The sequence below is a fragment of the Candidatus Bathyarchaeota archaeon A05DMB-5 genome, assembly GCA_019685655.1.
Lineage (GTDB): Archaea > Thermoproteota > Bathyarchaeia > Bathyarchaeales > Bathycorpusculaceae > DSLH01.
This window is the reverse complement of the sequence record JABFQP010000006.1, coordinates 1-22,650: the sequence shown is the minus strand read 5'-3', so window position 1 is coordinate 22,650 and position 22,650 is coordinate 1. Positions and strand designations below refer to the sequence as shown.

General features: G+C 42.7%; 21 protein-coding genes and 1 rRNA gene. 10 read left to right on the top strand and 12 right to left on the bottom strand.

All coding sequences use genetic code 11. The annotated features are described in order from the left end of the window. The first annotated feature begins 33 nt into the window (after positions 1–33). Positions 34–495 carry a ribosomal protein S18-alanine N-acetyltransferase gene (gene rimI, locus HM003_07745; protein ID MBX5329224.1) on the top strand — a complete coding sequence of 154 codons (462 nt, stop codon included), beginning with the start codon at positions 34–36 and terminating at the stop codon, positions 493–495. 2 nt (positions 496–497) lie between these two features. On the opposite strand, the gene HM003_07740 is transcribed toward rimI, so the two are convergent. From HM003_07740 to HM003_07710, 7 genes are all read right to left on the bottom strand, one after another. Further along, a complete protein-coding gene (locus tag HM003_07740; GenBank protein MBX5329223.1) occupies positions 498–950 on the bottom strand; it encodes a hypothetical protein in 453 nt (150 codons plus the stop codon). Next, positions 943–1,722: a hypothetical protein gene (locus HM003_07735; GenBank protein ID MBX5329222.1), complete on the bottom strand. Its 780-nt coding sequence runs from the start codon at positions 1,720–1,722 to the stop codon at positions 943–945. The genes HM003_07740 and HM003_07735 overlap by 8 nt, the downstream gene beginning before the upstream one ends. Before the next feature lie 33 nt (positions 1,723–1,755). After that, complete coding sequence (locus HM003_07730) at positions 1,756–2,271, bottom strand: hypothetical protein (GenBank protein MBX5329221.1); 516 nt, start codon at positions 2,269–2,271, stop codon at positions 1,756–1,758. 117 nt (positions 2,272–2,388) lie between these two features. Beyond that, positions 2,389–2,988: a fumarate hydratase gene (locus HM003_07725; protein MBX5329220.1), complete on the bottom strand. Its 600-nt coding sequence runs from the start codon at positions 2,986–2,988 to the stop codon at positions 2,389–2,391. A 14-nt stretch (positions 2,989–3,002) separates the two neighbouring features. Further along, positions 3,003–3,884 carry a fumarate hydratase gene (locus tag HM003_07720; protein ID MBX5329219.1) on the bottom strand — a complete coding sequence of 294 codons (882 nt, stop codon included), beginning with the start codon at positions 3,882–3,884 and terminating at the stop codon, positions 3,003–3,005. Positions 3,885–3,981: 97 nt separating this feature from the next. After that, positions 3,982–4,815, bottom strand: coding sequence for an ABC transporter permease subunit (locus HM003_07715; protein ID MBX5329218.1), 834 nt, complete (start codon positions 4,813–4,815; stop codon positions 3,982–3,984). Continuing rightward, positions 4,816–5,751 (bottom strand): ABC transporter ATP-binding protein, encoded by a 936-nt coding sequence (locus HM003_07710; GenBank protein MBX5329217.1) that lies wholly within the window; start codon positions 5,749–5,751, stop codon positions 4,816–4,818. A gap of 171 nt (positions 5,752–5,922) precedes the next feature. Between HM003_07710 and radA the strand changes: the two genes are divergently transcribed. Both radA and HM003_07700 read left to right on the top strand, forming a co-directional pair. Next, on the top strand, positions 5,923–6,945 hold the full coding sequence (gene radA / locus HM003_07705; GenBank protein MBX5329216.1) for a DNA repair and recombination protein RadA: 1,023 nt from the start codon (positions 5,923–5,925) through the stop codon (positions 6,943–6,945). A gap of 2 nt (positions 6,946–6,947) precedes the next feature. Next, positions 6,948–7,379, top strand: coding sequence for a hypothetical protein (locus HM003_07700; GenBank protein ID MBX5329215.1), 432 nt, complete (start codon positions 6,948–6,950; stop codon positions 7,377–7,379). A gap of 1 nt (position 7,380) precedes the next feature. Here the strand turns inward: HM003_07700 and HM003_07695 are convergent, their stop codons facing one another. Continuing rightward, the gene (locus HM003_07695) at positions 7,381–8,148 is read right to left on the bottom strand and encodes a hypothetical protein (protein ID MBX5329214.1); all 768 of its coding nucleotides are present in this window, start codon (positions 8,146–8,148) and stop codon (positions 7,381–7,383) included. Between the two features lie 98 nt (positions 8,149–8,246). On the opposite strand from HM003_07695, the gene HM003_07690 reads away from it, so the two are divergent. The 4 genes from HM003_07690 to HM003_07675 all read left to right on the top strand — a co-directional run bounded on the left by HM003_07690 (position 8,247) and on the right by HM003_07675 (position 14,838). Continuing rightward, a complete protein-coding gene (locus tag HM003_07690; GenBank protein ID MBX5329213.1) occupies positions 8,247–10,301 on the top strand; it encodes a fibronectin-binding domain-containing protein in 2,055 nt (684 codons plus the stop codon). A gap of 58 nt (positions 10,302–10,359) precedes the next feature. After that, the gene (locus tag HM003_07685) at positions 10,360–10,707 is read left to right on the top strand and encodes a Retroviral aspartyl protease (protein ID MBX5329212.1); all 348 of its coding nucleotides are present in this window, start codon (positions 10,360–10,362) and stop codon (positions 10,705–10,707) included. Between the two features lie 176 nt (positions 10,708–10,883). After that, entirely contained in the window at positions 10,884–13,844 is a 2,961-nt protein-coding gene (locus HM003_07680) for an N-6 DNA methylase (GenBank protein ID MBX5329211.1), read from the top strand. 112 nt (positions 13,845–13,956) lie between these two features. Next, positions 13,957–14,838, top strand: a complete 882-nt coding sequence (locus tag HM003_07675) for a hypothetical protein (protein MBX5329210.1) — start codon at positions 13,957–13,959, stop codon at positions 14,836–14,838. A gap of 367 nt (positions 14,839–15,205) precedes the next feature. Here HM003_07675 and HM003_07670 read toward each other — a convergent pair. After that, positions 15,206–16,704: ribosomal RNA gene (locus HM003_07670) — 16S ribosomal RNA — on the bottom strand. A 317-nt stretch (positions 16,705–17,021) separates the two neighbouring features. Beyond that, positions 17,022–17,741 carry an HAD family hydrolase gene (locus HM003_07665; GenBank protein MBX5329209.1) on the bottom strand — a complete coding sequence of 240 codons (720 nt, stop codon included), beginning with the start codon at positions 17,739–17,741 and terminating at the stop codon, positions 17,022–17,024. Positions 17,742–17,854: 113 nt separating this feature from the next. Between HM003_07665 and HM003_07660 the strand changes: the two genes are divergently transcribed. Continuing rightward, entirely contained in the window at positions 17,855–18,091 is a 237-nt protein-coding gene (locus HM003_07660) for a hypothetical protein (protein ID MBX5329208.1), read from the top strand. A gap of 2 nt (positions 18,092–18,093) precedes the next feature. On the opposite strand, the gene HM003_07655 is transcribed toward HM003_07660, so the two are convergent. Beyond that, complete coding sequence (locus HM003_07655) at positions 18,094–19,380, bottom strand: glycosyltransferase family 2 protein (GenBank protein MBX5329207.1); 1,287 nt, start codon at positions 19,378–19,380, stop codon at positions 18,094–18,096. A gap of 315 nt (positions 19,381–19,695) precedes the next feature. Here HM003_07655 and HM003_07650 point away from each other — a divergent pair, with 315 nt between their 5' ends. Together HM003_07650 and HM003_07645 are read left to right on the top strand one after the other, a co-directional pair. Continuing rightward, complete coding sequence (locus HM003_07650; protein MBX5329206.1) at positions 19,696–20,487, top strand: winged helix-turn-helix transcriptional regulator; 792 nt, start codon at positions 19,696–19,698, stop codon at positions 20,485–20,487. Positions 20,488–20,586: 99 nt separating this feature from the next. After that, complete coding sequence (locus HM003_07645) at positions 20,587–21,909, top strand: hypothetical protein (protein ID MBX5329205.1); 1,323 nt, start codon at positions 20,587–20,589, stop codon at positions 21,907–21,909. 269 nt (positions 21,910–22,178) lie between these two features. Here HM003_07645 and HM003_07640 read toward each other — a convergent pair whose 3' ends face one another. Beyond that, positions 22,179–22,520 (bottom strand): hypothetical protein, encoded by a 342-nt coding sequence (locus tag HM003_07640; GenBank protein ID MBX5329204.1) that lies wholly within the window; start codon positions 22,518–22,520, stop codon positions 22,179–22,181. Positions 22,521–22,650 lie beyond the last annotated feature (130 nt).

Here is a 22,650-nt window from a genome sequence, read left to right as displayed (position 1 = left end):
TTGCAGCAAACCTTTAAACTGCGCAAATTCACAATGAACGACCTTCGAAGCGTAGTGCACATTAACATGGTTTGTCTGCCAGAAAACTACACAGACTTCTTCTTCATCGATTTGCACCAGAGATTCCCAGAAACTTTCATTGTCGCAGAAGAAAACGGCGAAGTTGTAGGCTACATAATGTGCCGCATGGAGTTAGGCTTGTCAAATTTTGGTTTCAAGGGCTTAGTGAAAAAGGGACACATCGTTTCAGTGGCTGTTCTGCCTCAATACAGACGCAAGGGTATTGGAGAAGCTTTAGTCAGCAAAGCCATGGAAGGCATGCGATTGTATAATGCAAAACAGTGTTTTCTGGAAGTGAGAGTAACTAACACTCAAGCGATAAGCCTTTACAAGAAGCTTGGTTTTCAAGTAACTCGCACAATTCACGGTTACTACGCTGATGGAGAAGACGCTTATCTAATGAGTCGAGAGCTTAAACAAGATAGGGACGAGTAAAACTAGACGTATGCAATTTCTGCTTTTTCGCTCATGAAGTTGATAGCGCCAAGCACGGACTTTGCCAATCCCAAAAGGCTGAGGAGTATAGCGATTGACAAGAATACTCTGAGGTCGACAAGCAAGTTTATGTTTTCGAAGGAAAAATCAATCACGCCGCCTTTCAAAGAGAAAATCAAGTAGCCTATGACAAACAAGGCTTTTGCTGCATCAAAAAAGAATCGGTAGATTGTTCCAGAAGTAAGCTCGCCAATAACTATTAAAACAACATACACCATGACGAAGGCTTCAATAACTTGTTGCAAGCCAGGAACTAAAGTGGCTGCTTGTGCTAAAAACATTGTCCATAAAACAAAGTATACAACGTAAAAAATGACGCCTTTCACTGTTGCCTTTAAGGCTTTGAACGTGAATTTCTTAAGTTTTGTCTTCAGATTATTAGTTGCTTCAACCATATGGAATCACCAAGGGTCCATAATTGAAAACGGGAGTTAGAAAGTAAACTTCAAAATATCCAGTATGGGTCAGCCTTGTTGTTGGCACGTAAAACTCCACATAACCCTCATAGAAAGAATGCTGTAAAGCGTCAACAGCGGTTTGGCTTTCGCTCACGAGCAAGTCAGCGTTATTATACATTTTAACTTGCATGGTTCCTGTGACATCGAAGAATGCGTGGTTCTCAAAGCTCACCGGCACCGTAACCCGCGCGTGTGTCGAGTTAAATGCTACATGCTCTGGTGTTCCTAACATGAAATTATAGAGTGGTGCGCCCCACGGAATAGACATGTTTGTTGAGGCTTGAACTGGAATCGCTTGTGCAATACCCATGCCTAATGCGGTGAAAATTTTCAGTTCAGTGTCGTTGAAAAGGTAGTTTTGGTTGTTCTGCATCAAATCGCTAAAATTGACTGTCATGTTATGGATTGCAGTTACTTTTTCACCGCTCTTAATGAGTGGTGTAGATGAAGAACCTTCAGCAATTACATGTCCGTTCTCGTCTGAAACTTTGGTTGTCACGTTGAAAAATCCAATGTTGTAAAAGCCCTTGTTTGTGATTGTTACTGGAAGAGAAAAAACCATTTCGCCATCCTCGGTGAGGTTCATCTGTGGTTCGCCGAACTCGAAACTTACATCTTTAACGGAGTAAACTGCGGTTATTGCAAATATGATTAGAAAAATCCAGAAAATTGTTGTGGCTACGCCTATTATTCGAATTGGTATTTGCATAGTTATTCCTTTTCCGGCGTTTTACAAAGGCGTTTATTGATTGGATTGTTGGGGAGAAGAATTGTTTTTCTGCTGCTCTTTTTGTTCAGCTTGTGGCTGTGGTTGCGGTTGCGATTGGGGTTGGGCTACTTGTTCTGGTGGTATGACGACAAACTCTGGCTCTGAAGGCTTAGCTTCTGGCTTCTGTTCTTTTTGCGGTTCAACTTTTCCTTTCTGAGGTGCTGGTTTTGGTTGCGGTGTGGTTATGGCTGGTTTTTGAGGAGCGGCAACTTCGGTTTTTGGCGCGTTGACTAGTAATGTTACGCCTCTTATTGTGAGCAGTGAGCCTATCCAGCCCATCACTCCAAGATACATTATTCTTATGCACGTCGCAATTAGAGGAGCTAGTGCCTCGCCGAAGACCCCGACCAAGTCGCTTGAAGTCAAAATTGAAAGACTTTGCGTTAGAAATCCATAGGCGCTTATGAAAGTGGCTATTAGCAAGGCTACGCCAATCATTAGTACAATTATTCCGGAAAGGGTCATCTTCTCTTTAAAGTTCTTGAGCATGACTCTGGCCCCGTTTACGTGATTGTTGAAAAACATATTAAATCTTCTGATACACTAAACAAAATCGTAATTAACTATCAAAAATCAAAAACAGAAATTAAGAAAAATGGAGAGGCGTTAAATTCCAAGTTTCTGATAAATCTTCTGCTTGTTCTCTTCGACCTTCTTTGCGACATCCATGAAAATGTTGTTTCCATGAGAGTCGATAGCCACAGCCAAAGGTCCAAAATTTTCAACCTCAAAAACCCATAAGGCTTCTGGCGTGCCTAAATCAAGCCATTCGGCGCTTTTGACGTTTTTTATGGCTTTAGCAGCTAGTATTGCGGCTCCTCCGGTGAAAGCGCCATAAACAGCGCCATACTTTGCCATTGCGTCTGTTGTTTTTTTGCCCATTCCACCCTTGCCTATTACCACACGCACTTTAAAATTCTTTATGAATTCGTCTTCAAAAATGTCCATCCTCGTGCTTGTTGTTGGTCCAGCGGCAACGGCAATCCATTTTTCGCCTTCCTTGCTCACGACTGGACCGCAATGGAAAACGGCTAGTCCTTCAAGGTTAAGCGGTAAAGGTTTGCCTTGGCTGTGATATTCGAGGGCTCTTCTGTGCGCTTGATCACGGGCGGTCACTATTGTGCCAGTTATGTATATTACGTCGTTCACTTTGAGTTTGCGAATCTCTTCTTCCGAGATTGGCGTTTTAAGATGGTAAACAGCCATGCTTTTTCACCTCACTATTTCAGTTTATGAGTTAGATATTCCACGGTTCCGTCTGCATTAATCCTTGCAGAAGCTCGTCTTGCAGCCCAACAGTTAAATGCGACGGCTGCGGGAAACGATGCTGGATGCCTAAAAGCATAGTCAATGTGCACGCCTAACACGGTTGTTTTTCCGCCAAGTCCCATCGGTCCGATTCCAGTCATGTTTGCAGCTTCGAAAATTTCTTTCTCAAGCTTGGCAATTTCCGGGTTTGAATTAGGCTCGTTTAAGGGCTTGAGAAGCGCCTTCTTAGCCAGTTTCATGGAAATGTCGGCTCCGCCTCCCATTGCAATGCCCAAAATTGTCGGCGGGCACGGTTGCGCTCCAGCCTTTATCACGGCGTCTATGACGAACCTTTTCAGTCCTTTTATTCCTTCGCCGGGCACGAGCATTCCTGTTACGCAGACGTTTTCGGAGCCTCCGCCTTTCGTCATAACAGTTAATTCTATGCTGTCGCCGGGTACGATTTCCCAGTTCACGTGTGGTATGAACCTTCCTGTGTTGTCTCCGCTGTTTTTCTGTGTGAATGGGTCAACGGCGTTTGGGCGCAGCGGAATTTCTTTTGTGGCTTTTCGCACGGCATTTACTAGTGCCTCTTCGATTTTGTCAAGGTCTTTGGCTTTCGAACCAGCTTTTATATAGAATATTATTGTGCCAGTGTCTTGGCAAACAGGCGCTTGGTATTTTTCGGCGAGTTCAATGTTGTCCAGAATTGCCTTCAGCTGGGTATTGCCGACTTCGCTTGTTTCTTCCGCATAAGCCTTCTTTAATGCTTGTTTAACGTCGTCTGGCAGGTAAATTACGGCTTGTTTTAGAATGTTAAAGGCGACATTTTCCACAATTTTCGTTTTCTCCATGCTTTTTCTCCTCTTGCATTTTCGGTTTTATGAACAATTCACGTACTTATACCTTGTCTTGAGTTGTAAGCAAAACAGAAGATTAATTGTAGGTGGACTAGGCAGCTTTTTTCGTCACATCAGACCTAACAAATCTGAGATAAGTTAACGCAACAAAAATGGTGGTGTAAATCGCTATTATGACAGTCGCAAGTTTAACGTCTCCAACAGTTGTGAATGTTAAACCACTTACAAACCCGCCACCGGGAAATAAATTAAGATCCATCGCCAAACTTGTAGGAAGAGCTGTTGCACTCCATGTGGGGAGTAGTTGACTAAGGTCCCTGTAAAACTGCCCTGGTAAGAAAAGCAGATAGGTGCCCACTATTTCCGAAACTAAAAATACGCCGAAACCAGCAAACATGGCAAGGTTACTTCTTCTGAGAACTTCGCTGAACATGAATGTTAAAGAGTAGAATACAAGTGAAGCGTAAATGATTGCTGCAAATATGAGCGGAACAAAATGAATGTTCCGCTGAATCCCGAAGAAAACAAAAGATAAAACCACGCCAGTAATTGTTGTGATAGTTTCCACTAAACATAATAAGAGAAAACCACCGAAGAATTTCCCGGCAAGAAACTCTGCCCTCGTAATGGGTTTTGAAAGCAATACATCAGCTGTTCCTTGTTCATATTCTTCTGACATTGAGCTTCCGGCAATCTGTATCGCTATGAGTTGGACGAAAAGGCTTTGACCGTTTAAGACACCTACGACCCACATGTTTTCTCTAGTTTCTTCTGGAAGATAGGAAAATGGAATTTGAGAGAGGGCGATGAACGGTAGCGCTTCAAAAACTATGGCTAGAATAGATAGCACTATTACCCATTTCTTTGCTAAGGCTCTTCTCCACTCATACCAAAGTATCACGGCTATCCTTTGCATGGCGTTCATTTATTCGCCTCCTTTCAAAGCTTGAAGATATGCGTCTTCTAAGGTGGCTTTTTGAAGGTTTAAGCCCAGCAAAACTCCTTTGTGTTTAAAGATTTCTGAGGATATTTCACCACGCAAATCCTTCTTTTCCTTCAGCAATATCATTAACTTATTTCCGTTAATCTTCACATTCTCAACATAATCAAGTCTTCTTATGGCTGAAACCACTTCTTCAGTAATTTTTTCCAGCTCAACTTCCACAATCCACTTTTCTGTGAATGCTTCCAAAACCTGCGATATGGGGCCACTGAATACTAGCCTTCCCCTGTTAATCATTCCAATATGGGTGCATATGCGTTGAACCTCATCCAAGAGATGAGAAGAAATAAAAACTGTTTTCCCTTCTTTGGAAAGACTTGCAAACAAATTTCGGAAGTGCGCTGTAGCTTCCGGGTCCATACCTATCGTTGGCTCATCCATGATGAGAACCAACGGGTCGCCAACAAGAGCCAAAGCTACTGACAATCTCTGAACCATGCCTTTGCTGTACTTTCCAATTTTTACGTTTCCCCAATCTTGCAAGCCCACAGTTTCGAGGAGCTTGCTTATTCTTTCCTTTCTTTCTTGTGTTGATAGACCATACATTTTACCCATTAAATCCAACAATTGCTCTCCAGTGAAAAAAGCTTGAAGGGTTGGCAACTCTGGAGCGTACCCCACGATTTTGAGAGCATTCACCGGGTCTTCTAATGGGTTGACGTTTGCTATTTGAACTTCGCCTTGGCCGGGTTTTAACAGACCCAGCATGGTTCTTATTGTGGTTGTTTTTCCTGCACCATTTGGACCCAGATAACCGTAAACCCAACTTTTATCCACTGTGAAAGAAACCGAATCTAACGCCTTAAATTCTCCATAATATTTTGTTAAACCCGAAACCGTTATGACTGTTTGAGACACTAAAGATTCACCAAGCTTAAACAATCAAGCGTGATGTTCTAAAATATTTAAGAATTTCCAAAGTTCACTTTAACTTATCTCTCTATGGTTTCAGCGTTATTGCACTTCGCTTGTTTTAAATATGTCTTGCCGTAACTCTCTCTTGGGCTGTTAGGAAGGAGAGTTTGTTTGATGGCTGAGGAAGAAAAGAAAGAATGCGAATGTTCAAGCACAACGAGGAAAAAATTCGAGTTTCTAGAAGATTTGCCAGGCATTGGTCCGGCTACCGCGCAGAAATTGAAGGAGTTGGGCTATCACACTGTTGAGTCTTTGGCTATGGCTACCGCCCGCGAGTTGGAACCAGTGGGCATAAGCGAGAAAAAAGCCCTCACCATAATCGAAGCTGCACGGTCTTCTATAGGCATTTCATTCATCCGCGCCGATGAGCTTCTCAAAATGCGCCAGAATGTTCTGCGTTTAACATCGGGAAGCAAAGCCTTAGACAGAATACTCGATGGCGGACTGGAAACGCAGACAATAACCGAGTTCTACGGCGAATACGGCAGCGGAAAAAGCCAAATCTGCCACCAACTCTGCGTCAACGTGCAGTTGCCTCCAGAACGAGGCGGACTCAACGGTTCAGCCTTGTATGTGGATACTGAAAACACTTTTAGAACTGAACGGATTGTGCAGATGGCAAGACACTTGGGATTAGACCCAGCACAAGTGGTTAAAAACATCATTTACGCTGAAGCATACACTTCTGACCACCAAATGTTTCTGCTTGAGAACGCTGACCAAGTGATAAAAGAAAACAACGTGAAACTCATAATTGTCGACTCTTTAACAGCGCATTTCAGAAGCGAATACATCGGACGTGAAATGTTAGCTTCGAGACAGCAGAGACTAAACAAACACATGCACAAGCTCATTGGACTAGCAAGAGCCTTCAACGCAGTAGCTGTTGTCACAAACCAAGTTATGGCTAAACCAGACGTGTTCTTCGGAGATGCCGTCCACCCAATCGGCGGTCACATAGTAGGGCACACGAGCCATACGCGTGTTTATTTGCGAAGAGCTGCTCATGGTCCCGTTCGGATTGCCCGCTTAGTTTCTAGTCCCTACTTGCCAGAAGGAGAGGAAATATTTAAAATAACTGAGAACGGCATAGAAGATGTTTCCGAAGAAGAAAAAACAAAATCTCGCGGGCGCTAAAAATGCCTATTCCCTCAGCCTTAGTCACACGTTACTTCCAACTCTTAGTTAATAGACAATTTTCAGAAGCAGAACGCGAATTGGAAAGGCTCAAACATAAAATACACAAAACAGAATGGAACCGCGGCTACTTCAGAGCCTTGTATGGAATGCTGCTTGCAAGACGAGCAAACAACAATGACTCGTACGCTTTCTTTTCAAAATTAGACCTCAACGACGTGCAAGCGCTGCAAAGTTATCGGCGAGAGTTTCTAGGTCACGTGAAAAGTGGGCTTCACGGAGATTTTGACAGGGGCTTCTTCTCCGCTTGGGCTGACTGCATGCGCGTGCTCAGCAGAATTGACATTGCAAACAATCCAAAAGCGAAGTCTGAAGCCTTAAGCGTTGAAAAGAGTCAAGTAACTATGGAGAAGTTTCTCGGTGGAAAAGCTTAGACTAAAGTAAAGTGCTTATTAACGTGTAGAATAGAATCCAAGAAACCAGCCATGTTAGAAAGTATATTCCTATTCCTGTCATGAAAAGTTTTCGCGGTTTCTCAACCACATGCATGAACTTCATTTTTATAACGTAATAGGACAATATGTAAACGACTATTGCCAAGGCTATGCCTGTCAAGAGTTTTGAAGATATTCCGAGGCTTTGTGGTAATGTTTCTGGCTGTTTGATTTCGAAATCGTCTCCGTACAGGTCTCCGGTGGCGTTTGTTGCGCCGAATACTATTGTGCAGCTTTTTGTTCCCTGCGGTGCGGGAAACTCTTTTTCAATTAGTGTCCAACGTGACTGATTGCCGACTGGTATTGGAATTTTGTCTTGCGCTAGTAAGTTGTGTCCTTCCATGTCAGAGAACCATCTGATTGCCAAGAAAAATTCGTCTGAAACAACTTCTCCTTTGAAGAACCCCAATAAATGGTACGTGTATTTTTCTTGGACTTCTTTGACTGTGCCAATCCATTCGGCGCTTGAGTTGGCAACGTTTATTCTTAAACTCTTTGTTCCTGTTCGTGGGTAGTTTGTGCTCCATTCTGTGAGTGTTTGGTTTGAGGAAGACCAGTATTGTGGCGTTGTGTCTCCGTCTTCCACGGAGTGGTTGAGGACGAGGTTTGTGTAAATGAATCCTGTGGCGAAGCCGTAGCCTATGCAGATCAAAGCGGCTATGATGCCAAGTGTGAATCTTGACCAGTAAATTTTTGTTAGGGGTTTCATTGTTTCTCAGCGTCTTTGCATTTTATATTTTGGATTATGATTTAAAGTTGCCTATTTATAGTTTAGTGGTGTTAGATTTCTGGAGTGGTGCCGTGTTGTTGGTGAAGCGGGAGTTTACAAGTTTTGATGTGGCAGCGGTGGTTCGCGAGTTAAGAGAGGCTATTTTGGATTCTCGTGTTAACAATGTTTACCAGTTGGACGAGAAAACTTTGCTTCTTAAATTGCATAAGCCTGATAAGCCTGCGTTTCGGCTGGTTTTGGAGGCCGGTAAACGTTTGCATTTGACTTCTTATGTTTTGGAGAAGCCTGTGATGCCGCCTGCGTTTTGTATGGCTTTGAGGAAGTATTTGCGGAACAGTTGGCTTGTAAGTGTTGAGCAGCATGAGTTTGAGAGGGTTGTGGTTTTTTCGTTTAAAGCTAAGGCTGGTGGGTTGCGGCTTGTTTTGGAGGTTTTTGGTGAGGGTAACGTTGTTTTGGTGGATGAGAACGGCGTGATTTTGCATGCTTTGAGTTATAAGCGTATGCGAGACCGTGATGTTGTTCGGGGTGGGGTTTTTCGTTTTGCGCCTTCTGGTGGAAAAAACCCGTTAGGAGTGGGTAAAGCCGAATTTAAAGATGCGCTTGGGAAGTTTGGTGATGTTGAGGTTGTTAGGGCAATCACTCGTCTTTTAGGTATTGGTGGGCTTTATGCGGAAGAAGTTTTGCTTAGAGCGGGAGTGGACAAGACTAAGCCGTGTAATGTTCTCGGTGACTTTGAAGCTGGTTTGATTTTTGATGTGTTGCGGGGAATGCTTTCTCAGGTTTTGGATGGTAAACTTGAGCCTTCTGTTGTTTTGGATGAGGATGGCGGGTTGGTGGATGTTGTGCCTGTTAAGCTTAGGCGTTATGAAGGTTTTAGGTTTGAGTCTTATGGGAGTTTTAATGAGGCTTTGGATGAGTTTTATGTTAGAGTTGCGGCGGTGGAGAAGGCTGTGGCTGGTGTTGATGTGGATGTTTTGCGTCGTGAGGCTGAGAGGCTTAAGCGGATTATTGTTGGTCAGGAGGAGATGATTGTTGAGGGTGAGGGTAAGGCTGAGAGGGATAGGCGTGTTGGTGATTTAATCTATGCGCATAGTGGTGAGCTTCAGGGTTTAATGGATTGGTTTTTGGCTGCAAAAAAGGGTGGAAAAGAGTGGGATGAGGTTGTTGCGCAGGCTTTGGCTGAGAAGCGTTCGGGGGTTAGTCCTTGGTTGTTTTTTGAGTCTTTTGACGCTAAGAATATGGTGTTGTGGGTTTGTGTGGATGGTTTACGGTTTGATTTGGATTTGCGGAGTAGCGTGTTTGGGAATGCTGCGAGGTTTTTTGAGAGGAGTAAGCGTGCTAGGCAGAAGTTGGAAGGAGCCAAAGCGGCTTTGGAGGAGACACGCAAGAAGCTGGTGGAGGCTGAGGCTAAAATTAGGGAGGCTGAAATGTTGGAAAGTGTGAAGCCGGCTGAGGTTTTGGAGGGTATGGCTAAGCGTAGGGTTAAGCATAGGGAGTGGTTTGAGAAGTTTAGGTGGTTTGTTTCTTCTGATGGTTTTTTGGTTGTTGCGGGTAAAGATGCGGTGAGTAATGAGGTTTTGATTAAGAAGTATACGAGTGTGGATGATGTGGTTTTTCATGCGGATGTTGTTGGTGCGCCGTTTGTTGTTGTTAAGACTGAAGGAAAGGAGCCGAGTGGGCAGACTTTGCGGGAGGCTGGAGAGTTTGCTGCTGCTTTCTCGCGTGGTTGGCGTGAAGGCTTCGGCACAGTTGATGTTTATTGGATTAAGCCTTCGCAGTTGAGTAAGGGTGGGTCTTCGGGTGAGAGTGTGCCTCGTGGGGGTTTTGCTGTTCATGGTGAGAGAAATTGGATGCGTAATGTTCCGCTTAGGGTTGGCATTGGTGTTGCTGTGAATGAGGATGAAGGGTTGGTTCGCGTTGGTGGTGGTCCAGTTGACGCTGTTAAAGCGAAGAGTGATGTTTATGTTGTTGTTGTGCCCGGCGACATGGCGGGTAAAGAGTTGTTTAGGCGGGTTTTGAGGAGTTTGGCTTTGAAGTTGTCGAAGGAGTATCGGGAAATGGTTGCAGAAGCGTCTGTTGAAGCGATTAGAGAGTTTATTCCTTATGGTAAGGGTAGAATTTTGGTGGAATGATTTTTGACGGTGATGTGTATTTATTATAGTAGTGTGAGGAATCGTGGGTTACGTGGAAGTGAAGGTTAAAGTTCGTAATGTTCATAAGCCTGAGCTTGAAGCTGAGGCGGATTTGTTGGTGGATGCTGGTGCCATTTATACTATTTTGAGGCGGGAGCGGTTGGAGAGGCTTGGTGTTGAGGCTGGGGATAAGAGGCGGTTTAAGACTGCTGATGGGCTGGTTATTGAGCGTGATGTTGGCGCGGTGGAAGTGGAGATTAACGGTCATACGACTTATTCGGTTGTGGTTTTTGGTGAGGGTTCTGATGCTGAAGTGTTGGGGGTTACGACGCTTGAGGAGCTTGGTTTGCAAGTGGACACAGTGACTGGAGAATTGAAGCCGTTGGAGCTTTTGGTTTTGTGTTAGGGTTGGTGTTTGAGTAAATTCTAATATATGTTTAATTTATGATATAACGGTAGGGCATGGTTGATGCTGGATGAGTTTGGGTAAACCTACAGAAATGACACTGCGGGACTTGCTGATTGATGAACGCAATGAATATTTTTATCTTTTCAGATTTCTAATCTATTACGTGATGTATATTGTCTGCTAGGATTACAGAACGCACACTTTACGAGTATATTGAGAAAGTCTTTGATAAGTACGGTTGGCGTTGTTTTTCTGAAACGAGTGTTGGTGAGCAGTTTCCTGATTTGATTATTGAAGGAGATGGTACTAGGGTTATTTCTGAAGTGAAGATTGATTCTGAGATTCAGCTAACTAAAGCTATTATTGATGCTGACCAGAAGGCTCGAAAGTTAGGAACGCGGAATGCTGTTGCTTTGCTTTTCCCAAGTTATATTCGTGAAATATTGCCGAGTGAGTTAGAAAGAAACTATGCGCGTTTACCTGTGTGTGCTTTAGTTTTGACGGATTGGCTTGCAGAGAGGAAGGACTTAACATTAGAGAGTTTGGCTGAAGCTTTTACGACTTCTTTTAGGGATTGGGTGGAAACTAAGAAGACTAGGGTTAGCTATGATTTGGTAGTTGATGTTGCTAGAGACTCGATTCGGGAGATTGCAGGGTATCTGCGCCAGAGTCTTTCACAGAAACCCGTTCTTGATAGTGCGATGGCTGTTGTTGGACGGTTTGACATTTACAAAAGTTTGCTAGAGGACTTTTCTGGCGTGAAAGAGAATGAGGCGCGGTTATACATTGCGGATATAACATCTTACATTTTGGTGAATCAGCTTCTGTTTTATCACATAATATCTGAAAGGCTTGGATATAATAGATTGCCTGATGTAGACCCGATGAATCCGCCGAAGGATTTTCTGGATGTTCTCGAACATACTCTTAAGAAAGGACGAGAGGTCTATCCGCATATTTTGGGTTTTGATTTGTTTCCTGTTTTGCGTGGTGATTTGAGAATTGTTTGGTCTATAGCGAGGGTTGTTTCCACGCTGAAGGCGTTGCGACCGCAACACATTAAGGAAGACCTTTTTGGAAGGCTTTATCATGAAACTATTCCGCCTGAGACAAGAAAGAATCTGGGCGCTTTTTATACGAAGCCAGAAGCTGCGAGGTTGTTGGCGGCTCTTGCGATTGATAAGTGGGATGCGAAGGTGTTGGACCCTGCTTGTGGTTCTGGGACGCTTTTGGTTGAGGCTTACCAGCGGAAAGCACAGTTGGCTCCGCCGATGAGTCGAGAAAAGTTGCATGAGAAGTTTATTGGGGATATTTATGGTATTGATGTTATGCATTTTGCTTCGCACATGACTTCGATGAATCTTACAGCACAGAATATTGAAGTGCCTTTAAAGCCTCATGTTGTAAGTCAAGACGGAATAAAAACTATGGTTGAGTCAGCGCGAGAAAATGAAGGTGATAATGACCCACCAAAGATTGCCGAGCAGTCAATTACAAAATGGTTAAAGATTATGAGGGAGGAGCGGATACCGAAAGATTTTGATGTAGTAATAATGAATCCGCCGTTTACAAGGAGAGAGCGGATACCAGCCAAAAAGGAAGATTTGGAAAGGCTTGTACCAGAAGTTAAAGGAAAAACAGGATACTGGGCATACTTTTTACCTACATCGGAAAAACTTCTTGCTGAAAACGGAATATTAGCAGTGGTTATACCTGAGGAATTCTTCGTTGGTAAATCGGCTAAGAGTGTCAGAAAGTACCTTTTTGAGAATGGATATGCTATTAAATACATCGCAAGAAGTGCAGTAGAAGTCGCTTTTAGCGAATCAGCGCATTACCGTGATTACTTGATTGTGCTGCAAAAAAGCGCAAGGAATGAAAACCTCATTTTATTAGTCGTAAAGAAAAAATTGGATGACTTGCGAGGAAAAATCGATAAAATAGCCCTCAGAGTAATGGAATTTAAGACTTCTTCAGATAAAAAATTAAATTCAGAAGAAATAAGCTTACTCAAAATAGCTAATGTAAAAGACTTTGTTAATCGGCATATCGGCAATTTGAAACCACTTGTAGGATTTAATACGCCAAAAGCATACACTCTCGTCATAGAATTACTTGATGAATTGAAAGATAATCCGACAATAGGAGATTTAATAAACGAAAAGAAAATTGAGGTAAAGGTCTACAATCCGGGGCAATTCACCACAAAAGGGATTGAACCATTTGCCCGTAAACTTTTTGTAAGCAGATATGGCGCAAGAAGTCCAAACACTATCTTCTTTATCGAAAGCATGGACAACAAAAAGGCTTCTATAAGAGTTAGAAGGACGAAAGCGTCGTTCAAAATTCCAATGTCTTCTACAGTGTCTTCATTGAGAACATACAGTAAAGTCCGACATCTGGACATAACAGATGAAGAAGAAATTGCAATAATTGATGCAGAATTAATTCCTCACGAAACTCTGAAAATGGCTAGTCTTCTTCCATTGAATGATGCGATTAAAGCAACAAAGGACATATCATCTGCATATGACCACCTTTCTGGTAACATTCTGCTTGTTAGAAAAGTTAGGTTAACATCGCCAGATTTCTTTTGGACCGCCTTTTTCTCGAACAAAAGAATGTTGGGAACTACGTCGGCATTACTTAACATGAACATAGCCGACCATAAAATGACTGTTCCGTTAATTCTTTATCTTAATAGCACAATTACTTTTTTGCAGCTCATTTCTCTTATGGCGGAAACAGAAGGCGCATGGGTTACATTTCATGGGAGACAAGTATGGAATCATATTCATACCCCAACATCTGAAAGATTGAATAAAATCGCAAACAAAGCACAAAAAGTCTTTAAAAATGTTAGTAAAGTTGATGTTAAGTCTCTTTTTGTGCGTATTAAGGAGCATGACCCTATTCAAAGAGAAATAGACGAGTTAGCTCTCGAAATGCTTGGAATCGAAAACTGGAAACCACGTCTAGACGAAATCTACGACGCAGTAGCAAAAGAACTCGAAACCATGCACAAAATCCTAGAAACCTCACGAAAACCATCCAAAAAGACAAAAAATGCAACAGAAAAAGAAGAAAAACTCGAAAAAACCGCTACCATAACTAAATGGTTTGAAGGCTCATAAAAAACCGAACAAACCAATCAATTATTGGAACTATCTTCACTCTGCCATAGCTAAAGAAATCGAATAATTTAAAACCCTAATGGAAGAATAAAAAGGAGAATGTGAAAAACAAATGTTGCTCTTGAAGGACGGCGTCAAATACCTACCCTACGAATACTTATCAGAAGAAGAACTTACGCAAATGATAATCGAACATATAAAAGAAATTTTTGGCACGAATGCTCTATATTTTGACCCTCAAACCATGAAAACACAAATTGGAATAGAAGCAAGGACCGACGGTATAATTTTAACCATAGACAAAAACAGATGGTTCATCCTTGAAGTCGAATTAGCTAAACATCCCCTTCCTGAACACATAATCCCCCAGATAACAAAATTCAGCATAGCCTATGAAGAGACAGGAACTCGAAGGAAAATCGTAAACACTTTGTATAATGCGATTCGAGAAGACCTTTTTAAAACAGCCATAATGAAACAGCAAAACATCGAGGACCTACACAAAACGTTAACCGAATTAATAGACATTCAGCCAACCATAGTAATAATAATCGACCAGAAAACCCCAGAACTCGACTACATCTGTAAAAAGCTACCCTTTCCAACCACAATAATAGAATTCAAAACATACACTAGAGAAAACATAAGCATCGAAGTTCACATACATGAGTTCCAACCGCTTTTTGAAGAAAGAATCGAGATAAGACCAAAAATTCAGGAAATAATATCATCTAAGGAAGTCCCACAAAAGCTACTACAGGTTCTTGAAGTCGCTGATTTAGTCTTTAAAGGAGAACAACTCAACAAAGCTTTCAAAGACATAGCCAAACAGCATAGCGTCCATGAATCAACGGTAAGAGACAAATGCACGAGACAACTCCATATCACCACAGAACAGTTTAGACAACTAATTCAAGATAAAAATCGCCTTAAATCATTCTTAAAAGAAAAATATCCACAACACACGACCTTGATTAACGAAAAGCTAACATAATTTATCGGTTTTAATGATATCAGTTAACTAAAAACCTTAATCGAAGGGATTATTTCCTTCAGTACTCTCTGAAATGTGAAAATTTAGAGAGGAAGGAACAAGTAAAATCTTTGGAGGATTATCCAATTTAACAACACCATTTATGAAGGAACATTTTTTCGTAATGAGGATTAAGAGCCCAAAAAACAAACAATTCGTCCAAAAACTCTCCCAAAGCAAGTTCTAACCACCGTTTCAACCTATATATAAGGGGGGCTATAACTTTCCGCGCACACAAACACACTAACTAACAAATGGGCTTTGACGCCCCCACCATGGCACTCCTCACCTTTCTCCTCCAGCCAGCCTTGCAAAGGCAAACACTTACATAGGAGGTGATCCGGCCGCAGGTTCCCCTACGGCCACCTTGTTACGACTTTTCCCCCCTCACGAAACTTGGATTCGACGCAGCCACGAAGGACCACGCCTCACCCAAGAGTCGCTCGGGTGGAACGACGGGCGGTGTGTGCAAGGAGCAGGGACGTATTCACCGCGCGATAGTGACACGCGATTACTAGGGATTCCATGTTCACGAGGGCGGGTTACAGCCCTCGATCCCAACTACGGCAGGCTTTAAGGATTGCCTCCCCCTTTCGGGGTTGGAACCCATTGTACCTGCCATTGCAGCTCGCGTGTGGCCCGGGGGATTCGGGGCATACTGACCTGCCGTGGCCCGCTCCTTCCTCCGCCTTATCGGCGGCAGTCTCCCCAGTGTGCCCAGCTCAAGGCTGGTTGCAACAGGAGATGCGGGTCTCGATCGTTGCCTGACTTAACAGGACACCTCACGGCACGAACTGGCGACGGCCATGCACCTCCTCTCAGCTTGTCTGGCAAGACCTTTAATCTGGCCTTCACCCTGCTGTCGCTCCCGGTGAGATTTCCGGCGTTGACTCCAATTAAACCGCAAGCTTCACCCCTTGTGGTGCTCCCCCGCCAATTCCTTTAAGTTTCAGCCTTGCGGCCGTACTCCCCAGGCGGCAGGCTTAACAGCTTCCCTGCGGCACTAGAGCGGCACGTGGCCGCCCTAACACCTAGCCTGCATCGTTTACAGCTGGGACTACCCGGGTATCTAATCCGGTTCGCTCCCCCAGCTTTCATCCCTCACCGTCGGGCGCGTTCTAGCCGACAGCCTTCGCCACTGGTGGTCTTCCCGGGATTATAGGATTTCACCCCTACCCCGAGAATACCGTCAGCCTCTCCCGCCCCCTAGCCGAACAGTATCCCCCGCAGATCAACGATTAAATCGCTGGATTTAACGGAAAACTTGCTCAGCCAGCTACGGATGCTTCAGGCCCAATAAACGTCCCCACCACTCGGAGAGCTGGTATTACCGCGGCGGCTGACACCAGACTTGCCCTCTCCTTATTCCCCCAGCTATCTACACTAGGGAAAAGCCATCCTCAGCGGACGGCACTCGGGATAGCTCCGTCACGCTTTCGCGTATTGCGAAATTTTCGTAACTGCTGCGCCCCGTAGGGCCTGGGTTCTTGTCTCAGTACCCATCTCCGGGCTACCGCTCCCACGGCCCGAACCGGTTAAAGGCTTGGTGAGCCGTTACCTCACCAACAACCTGATCGGCCGCGGCCCCATCCTTGGGCAACGCCTAGAAGCATGATCTAAGCGTCTTTTGAGCGAAGATCCATTCCAGGATTCTTCACCTATCGGAAATTAGCCCCAGTTTCCCGGGGGTGTCCCCGTCCCAAGGGCAGGTTAGCCACGTGTTACTGAGCTGTGTGCCGCGCCTCCACCGTGGTTTGGAGACGCACGACTAGCATGTCTTAATCCCATCCCCATAGCAGTGGGGTCCGGCAGGATCAACCGGAGTTACGCTCCATGCTGACCACAAGCCAGACGCTAATTGTGGTACAGCCGGCAAAGCCGACTGGATTTGGAGGGAAATAACCACTAAACGCCAAAGCCCAATTCAGACCTAACAAATGTAAGCGTGTCAGGTCCACATGTTTGTCCCCGCAACTGGAGGCCAACCATCCTCATCCTATAGGGCGTTTAAACGCCTTTGTAGTTGGGGTTGAGCCGCCGCCGTGTAATTGCGGGGCTAGCTATCATTCGCCAAAATGAATTTGAAGGCGTCTCAGCCAATATAAATGTTTCTTTACACCCTAATATACATTATTATCTTGTTGTTAACAATCTTCTAGGACATGTGGCAACTCGCCTAAACGAGTAATAACCCTGTCTGGTTTGATATCCGTGCTTTCTTCCATAGACCTTCTTTTGATGAAAACGGTTCTCATTCCGACACTTTGAGGACCCATAACATCCAAATCCAACGTATCACCAACAAAAACCGTTTTCGACGCTTCAACATTCAAAGCTTCAAGTGCTCTTTTGAAAATCTCGGGGCTAGGCTTCCGTCGGTTAATCTCACCACTAATGACGACGGCATTGAAAATTTTTCTCAAGCCAAATTTTTCTAAGAGCATCCGACCACACTCTGGAATAGCAAAGTTCGAAACCAACCCGAGCTTGTATTTTTCGCTAAGTTGTTGCAGCACTTCATGGGCTTCAGAGTCCAATCGCACATAACGCATAAACTCTTCAGCAAAAGCCAGAGTGGCTGACATTACAACTGGGTCAGAATCATCGAGTTTGTAGCCGAGCCTCTGCAACGTCTGCGCAACGCGAACATTAAAATGAGGTTCCTCTAGACTTTTACGCGACTCAGAATAAAACTTGTCCCTGACTTCAAAATATACCCGGCTAAAATCCTCAAAAGGAACAGTAACTCCGTTCTCGACTAGAGATTCATGAAGTCTCCTCAAACAGTGCGGATAATAAATCTCGTATTCCCCAATTAGAATTAGAGTATCAAACAAATCAAAAAGGACAGCCTCAACTTGCATCCGCACACCTTGAACCCATAATCCAAGGCAAGCATAAAACGGTTTTCGCAACAAACAATTAAAATTTACATAAACCTTAATATTAGCATACAAGGGTGGAGGATGACGCAAAAGTGAACATTCATAAACTGCTCTTATCCATTGCAGAGGCATTGACCATTTACGGTCTCATGATTTTTGTGTACGGTATAATTGTCATTCACATAACTCAAACATGGTCAGGAGATTGGCCTGTGGACAGAAACCTTCCGTGGCTTACTTTAGACACTTTCGTTATGATTAGCTTCGCTCTATCCTTCTTTGGGTTCATAGTTTGGAGATATCTAAAATATGCAGAAGAAGCAAAATAGAATCATATTTTGATACGATGCCAATTCCCATGGTCACCTAGAAAATACTTAACACCACTAGTCAAGCGGGCGATTATGTTTATTAATCTTAAAATCGAATAAAACGGAGTATAGAAAAGTAATGCCCTATAATTATGCCTATCATAAGCATATTTCAAAGCGATGGCTTGGTTTATGACACCTATTAATAGGCCATATGATGCAAAAACAAGCAAGTTAAGTACAAAAAATATCTGGTCAGGTGCAAACCAAAAGAGAAATGGAAATGCAAATAGCGCAGCCAAATCAATAAAGGCTCCCGCATATTCGAAAATATAACAATACCATAGAAGCAAAGTTAACCAAGCCTTCTTGAAAAGTAAGTCTTTATGGATGCTTAAAGTGTTATGCAGCCAGCCAGTAAACCACCTCAGGCGTTGATTCCACAACATATTGAAAGAGGTAGGAGCGATGGTTAAGCTTGTGGCAACATCGACATAACCAACTTTTGCACCTCTCTTATGCATCTCTAAAGTAATCTCCAAATCCTCAGTAACAGAACGAACATTCTTTGAGTCTAAAATTCCTCGCAAAATGTCAGCATCGTACAAGCCGATGGTTCCAGAAACAACCAAAACATTATTACCTAAAGACTGGGCACATCGAGCTACACCTAAGCCTTGACTATACTCAAGCTGCTGCAAAACTACGTATGGATTCACCTCAGCGTCTCCGTCTGATGGATGCACATAACCAGTTACAGCCTTTTTTCCATTCAAGAGCATATGATTAACAAGCCGCACAAGAGTTTCGGGCATCCACCAAGAATCTGCATCAATAATCGCTATAATACTACCTAAAGCTTTATTCACACCTGTCCTAATTGCTTCAACCTTGCCTAAATTCGCAGAGTGCCTAACAACCTTCCCACGTACATGCGGATACCTTCTACGGTTAAGTTCTATGGTTGCCCACGCAACTTCGTAAGTGTAATCGTTGCTTCCGTCATCAACAACAATAATCTCGCACAACCCATTGTATTTCTCTGTACATTTGAAAAGACTCTGTATGCAACGGGAAATATTCTTCTCTTCGTTATAGGCTGGAACAACTAGAGAAACCATAGGATAGTGCATTTGCTTAGTTTTATCATGTTGAATCTTGGCAAGCGTTGCAGCAACAGCCCAAAATCCAGCAATGCCAACAGCTAAAAAAGTATACCAACTATAGAAAAAGCGAACAACTGTGTACCAAAGCCAATTTGCCGGTTGCGTTGGTATACCATATCTAAAAATTTGAGTTATAAGCAAATTAGCGAACGCAGGGAAAAACTGCCAAGAAACATAAGCTAGAACGAGTGGTATACAAAACAGTAAGTAAACAGCTTTAGAATTTTTTAATCTATCCAGCTTTATGGACAAGCCTATCCCCTATAACCGAGCTCTAGAGCTTCTCCTCTCTCACAATTCAACAACCGTTTCTGAAAATAAAGCATGTATTCCCAATGAAGTAATATTCTTACAGAAGAGCATCTTCTAAAGAAGGTGCCTAATGCTTATCAATCATAAAAAATGTATAAATATCAAGTCTAAAACAAGGTTTCAAGAATTGTGAGGACGTATATAATGGAAGACCTATCGCGATATTACACTTTACTTAGAGACCCAGCGCGTCGAAAAATAATTGAAATTTTAGGTACCCAAGAGAAAATTGGATTCAAAGAATTAAAAGAAGCCTTAGGCTTAGGCGTAGGAACAGTCTACTACCACTTAGACATGCTTTCAAACTTTATAACACAAGACAAGCAACGCAAGTATAGACTTAATGACCGTGGACAAACATTGTATAGAATTTTGAAGGAAGGAAACGTTCCAGCAACTCTTGAAATAGGCGAAGCCTTCAGCCACCGCTTAGGAAAATGGCTTTTCCTCTCACCTGTTTTCGCCCAAACAGCCAAACCTTTGAAGCTTTTGCCTGTTTCAATAGCTATATTGCTCTTGGGTGCGTTTGGCACATCTAATGCAAACCTTGACTCTGCGCTTTTCTTTTATTTTCCCTATTCCATCTACAGTTCTGCTAGAATAATGGCGTCATTCTTTTTCAACTGGATAGGTTTATTCCTCTTTGCGGAATTCTTAATCTATGTTCTTTACAAGCGGTTAGGAAATGATTTACAGCTCTTCACGTGCATAGGTTTAGCAGCATTTCCCCTTGCAATTTTTCCATACATCTACCTTTTCACATCCGAAATTGTGGCGCAATACATTCTGTTCATAATGCAGATTTGGAGTTTGCTACTTCTTTCAGCAGCTTTCTGCTTCGGAAAAGGCATAAGACTAGATAGAGCCATAGTCGTAAGCCTAACAGCCATGTACCTAAACATAGCAGTACTATTCATTTTGGGACGTTTCTCATAAAGTTCGAGATTTCTAGAACTTTAAACATGTGATATTCGGGCTTTTTCGAAACGATTTTCTTAATAAACCGTTTTATGTAGTTATTTTCAGTGAAAAACCGTGAAAAACAAGAAAAAATCAATAATAACAGTGTTTCTGGCTTTTCTTATGATTTCTGCCGCTTCTCCAATGTTCTTGAATGAAGCCAATGCTGTTAGCGACGGCGAACCCTTGAATGTTAGCTATGGACTTTATAGAAACAATAAATGGAGGAGAATCGAAACTGACTTGATAACAATACTGTTTCCTGCTGGAGGCAAAAAGCCGATGTTCCTCTGGTGGTATTCAAACGACACAAATAATATTTATGTTGTCAAATTCAAAGGCTTAATCGAATACTTAACCATTGATTACCCATATTACTTGCGCAGATATCAAGCAGATGGCTTAACAATACGCGAAAGACTAGAAGCAAAATATGCCTTAGCAGGACCGCATCAAAATCAAATAAGGAACAGAATTTACGGATACTTAAATTGGCTTCTAGATTTACATCCTGCCTATTTGCCATTCAGCGCATGCCAGTGGAACCTCACAGAACCATCTAACGTAACCAGAGAAGATGGCACCTCATACATCACTTTTAACTTTACTCTAAGCACTCCGCCGCCAAAATTTGAATTTGCCAAAGACAATGTAATCATCAGATGCAGATTCTATACGACAGATGCTACGGAGAACGTTTACGGCTTATACAATTACACAGTAAATGCAGGAGAGCTCAAAATGGACTTAATCATCAAAAACTGGAAGTGGAACATTGACAAGATAAACGGACTTTTCAATATTCTACATGATGAATATGGCATAACGGTTCCACAAGTGCGTGCTGGTCTAGCCTTATGGGTTGACCTGGCATCAATAGAAATCGTGGACATGCCCATAGCCGATCAAGATGCAAGCTCAACGTACGATGCAATAGAACCCAACTCTAGAGCTTCCGACATGATTGTGGGAGGTCAACGAGTTCAAGTGCGTGAAAATCTAACAGCTCAAGGTACCGATGAGACGCCCATGACTATTAGAGACCGAATACGCGAACGTTACAGACTGCGCTTTGCTAAAGGAAGCCAAACCCTAGCAGGATTCTTTGACTTTGTAGATCAAGCAGTTATAATTAACTCAACAACCCAAGAAACTACGCCTGTAAACGTCACAGCAACCTACATTCCTGCCGGGCACCACATGCGAGTATTTATTGGTTATCCGTACTTTGGCAGCAATATTTTAGAGCATGACCCTTCGATTGGTGTTGAAAATGTTGTTCCGTGGATGCCAACCAATCTGCTGATGATTCTAATTGGAGCTACAATAATCATAGCAGTTGCCGTTGCAGCTATGAAATTGCGAAAGAAGCCAGTTAACATAGTAAACGTCCACTAAAACCCTTTTTTCTTTTTTTGTTTCTATGGACATATTTCTTCTGGGAAATAAAAGTTTATATTGTGTATTGCTACACACTATTTGAGGTTGATTGAAAACTATGGGTTCTAGTTCAAAAAACGAAGAAATCCGCTGGCAAGTTATAAAAGCCATGTTAGACGAGTTTCCACAGTTAAAAGAGAAAGTTAAGGTTTATTTGAAGGAGCAAAAACCCAAAAGATAGTTCATGGAGAGAAATTTTTGAAGAATTCTGCTTTTATGTGGAGTTTTTAGTTTCTCTTGAGTAGGTGTGGTGGCGGTATCTTAACGCCGTTTTTATTGTAGTTTTCGCCTTCTGCCTTAATTAGTTCCGTTATTTCGCGGTAACGTTGAAGGAAATCTAAACCTTTTTCGGTTGCCTTATACACGTCTTTGTCATTCTCCAATATTTTTTCTAGTAGGTTAATTTTTAGCATGAACCTGAGATAATCGTTAAGTTGTGTGAAGCTTAGGTTCGCTCTGTACATGATTTGAGTTTTCAAAGTACCGTCTTTTGCAATTTCTAAAATTTCTGCAATTATGTATAACTTATCTCTTCGTTTAGAGGAGGGATTTGAGCCCCATGGATTCATTTTCTATATTCCTCTTTCAGAACAGTTTTCTATATGAAAAAGTGTCGTGGAGCGTTTTAAGCGGTGTTTCGTGGGTCTAACTATTCCGAGAATCGAAATATTCTCTAGAACAAACTTCTATATGATTAAA

Excerpts from the sequence above, each read along its gene's own strand:
- rimI (MBX5329224.1), top strand. The coding sequence starts at position 34 with ATGAACGACCTTCGAAGCGTAGTGCACATTAACATGGTTTGTCTGCCA.
- HM003_07740 (MBX5329223.1), bottom strand. The coding sequence starts at position 950 with ATGGTTGAAGCAACTAATAATCTGAAGACAAAACTTAAGAAATTCACG.
- HM003_07735 (MBX5329222.1), bottom strand. The coding sequence starts at position 1,722 with ATGCAAATACCAATTCGAATAATAGGCGTAGCCACAACAATTTTCTGG.
- HM003_07730 (MBX5329221.1), bottom strand. The coding sequence starts at position 2,271 with ATGCTCAAGAACTTTAAAGAGAAGATGACCCTTTCCGGAATAATTGTA.
- HM003_07725 (MBX5329220.1), bottom strand. The coding sequence starts at position 2,988 with ATGGCTGTTTACCATCTTAAAACGCCAATCTCGGAAGAAGAGATTCGC.
- HM003_07720 (MBX5329219.1), bottom strand. The coding sequence starts at position 3,884 with ATGGAGAAAACGAAAATTGTGGAAAATGTCGCCTTTAACATTCTAAAA.
- HM003_07715 (MBX5329218.1), bottom strand. The coding sequence starts at position 4,815 with ATGAACGCCATGCAAAGGATAGCCGTGATACTTTGGTATGAGTGGAGA.
- radA (MBX5329216.1), top strand. The coding sequence starts at position 5,923 with ATGGCTGAGGAAGAAAAGAAAGAATGCGAATGTTCAAGCACAACGAGG.
- HM003_07700 (MBX5329215.1), top strand. The coding sequence starts at position 6,948 with ATGCCTATTCCCTCAGCCTTAGTCACACGTTACTTCCAACTCTTAGTT.
- HM003_07695 (MBX5329214.1), bottom strand. The coding sequence starts at position 8,148 with ATGAAACCCCTAACAAAAATTTACTGGTCAAGATTCACACTTGGCATC.
- HM003_07675 (MBX5329210.1), top strand. The coding sequence starts at position 13,957 with ATGTTGCTCTTGAAGGACGGCGTCAAATACCTACCCTACGAATACTTA.
- HM003_07665 (MBX5329209.1), bottom strand. The coding sequence starts at position 17,741 with ATGCAAGTTGAGGCTGTCCTTTTTGATTTGTTTGATACTCTAATTCTA.
- HM003_07650 (MBX5329206.1), top strand. The coding sequence starts at position 19,696 with ATGGAAGACCTATCGCGATATTACACTTTACTTAGAGACCCAGCGCGT.
- HM003_07640 (MBX5329204.1), bottom strand. The coding sequence starts at position 22,520 with ATGAATCCATGGGGCTCAAATCCCTCCTCTAAACGAAGAGATAAGTTA.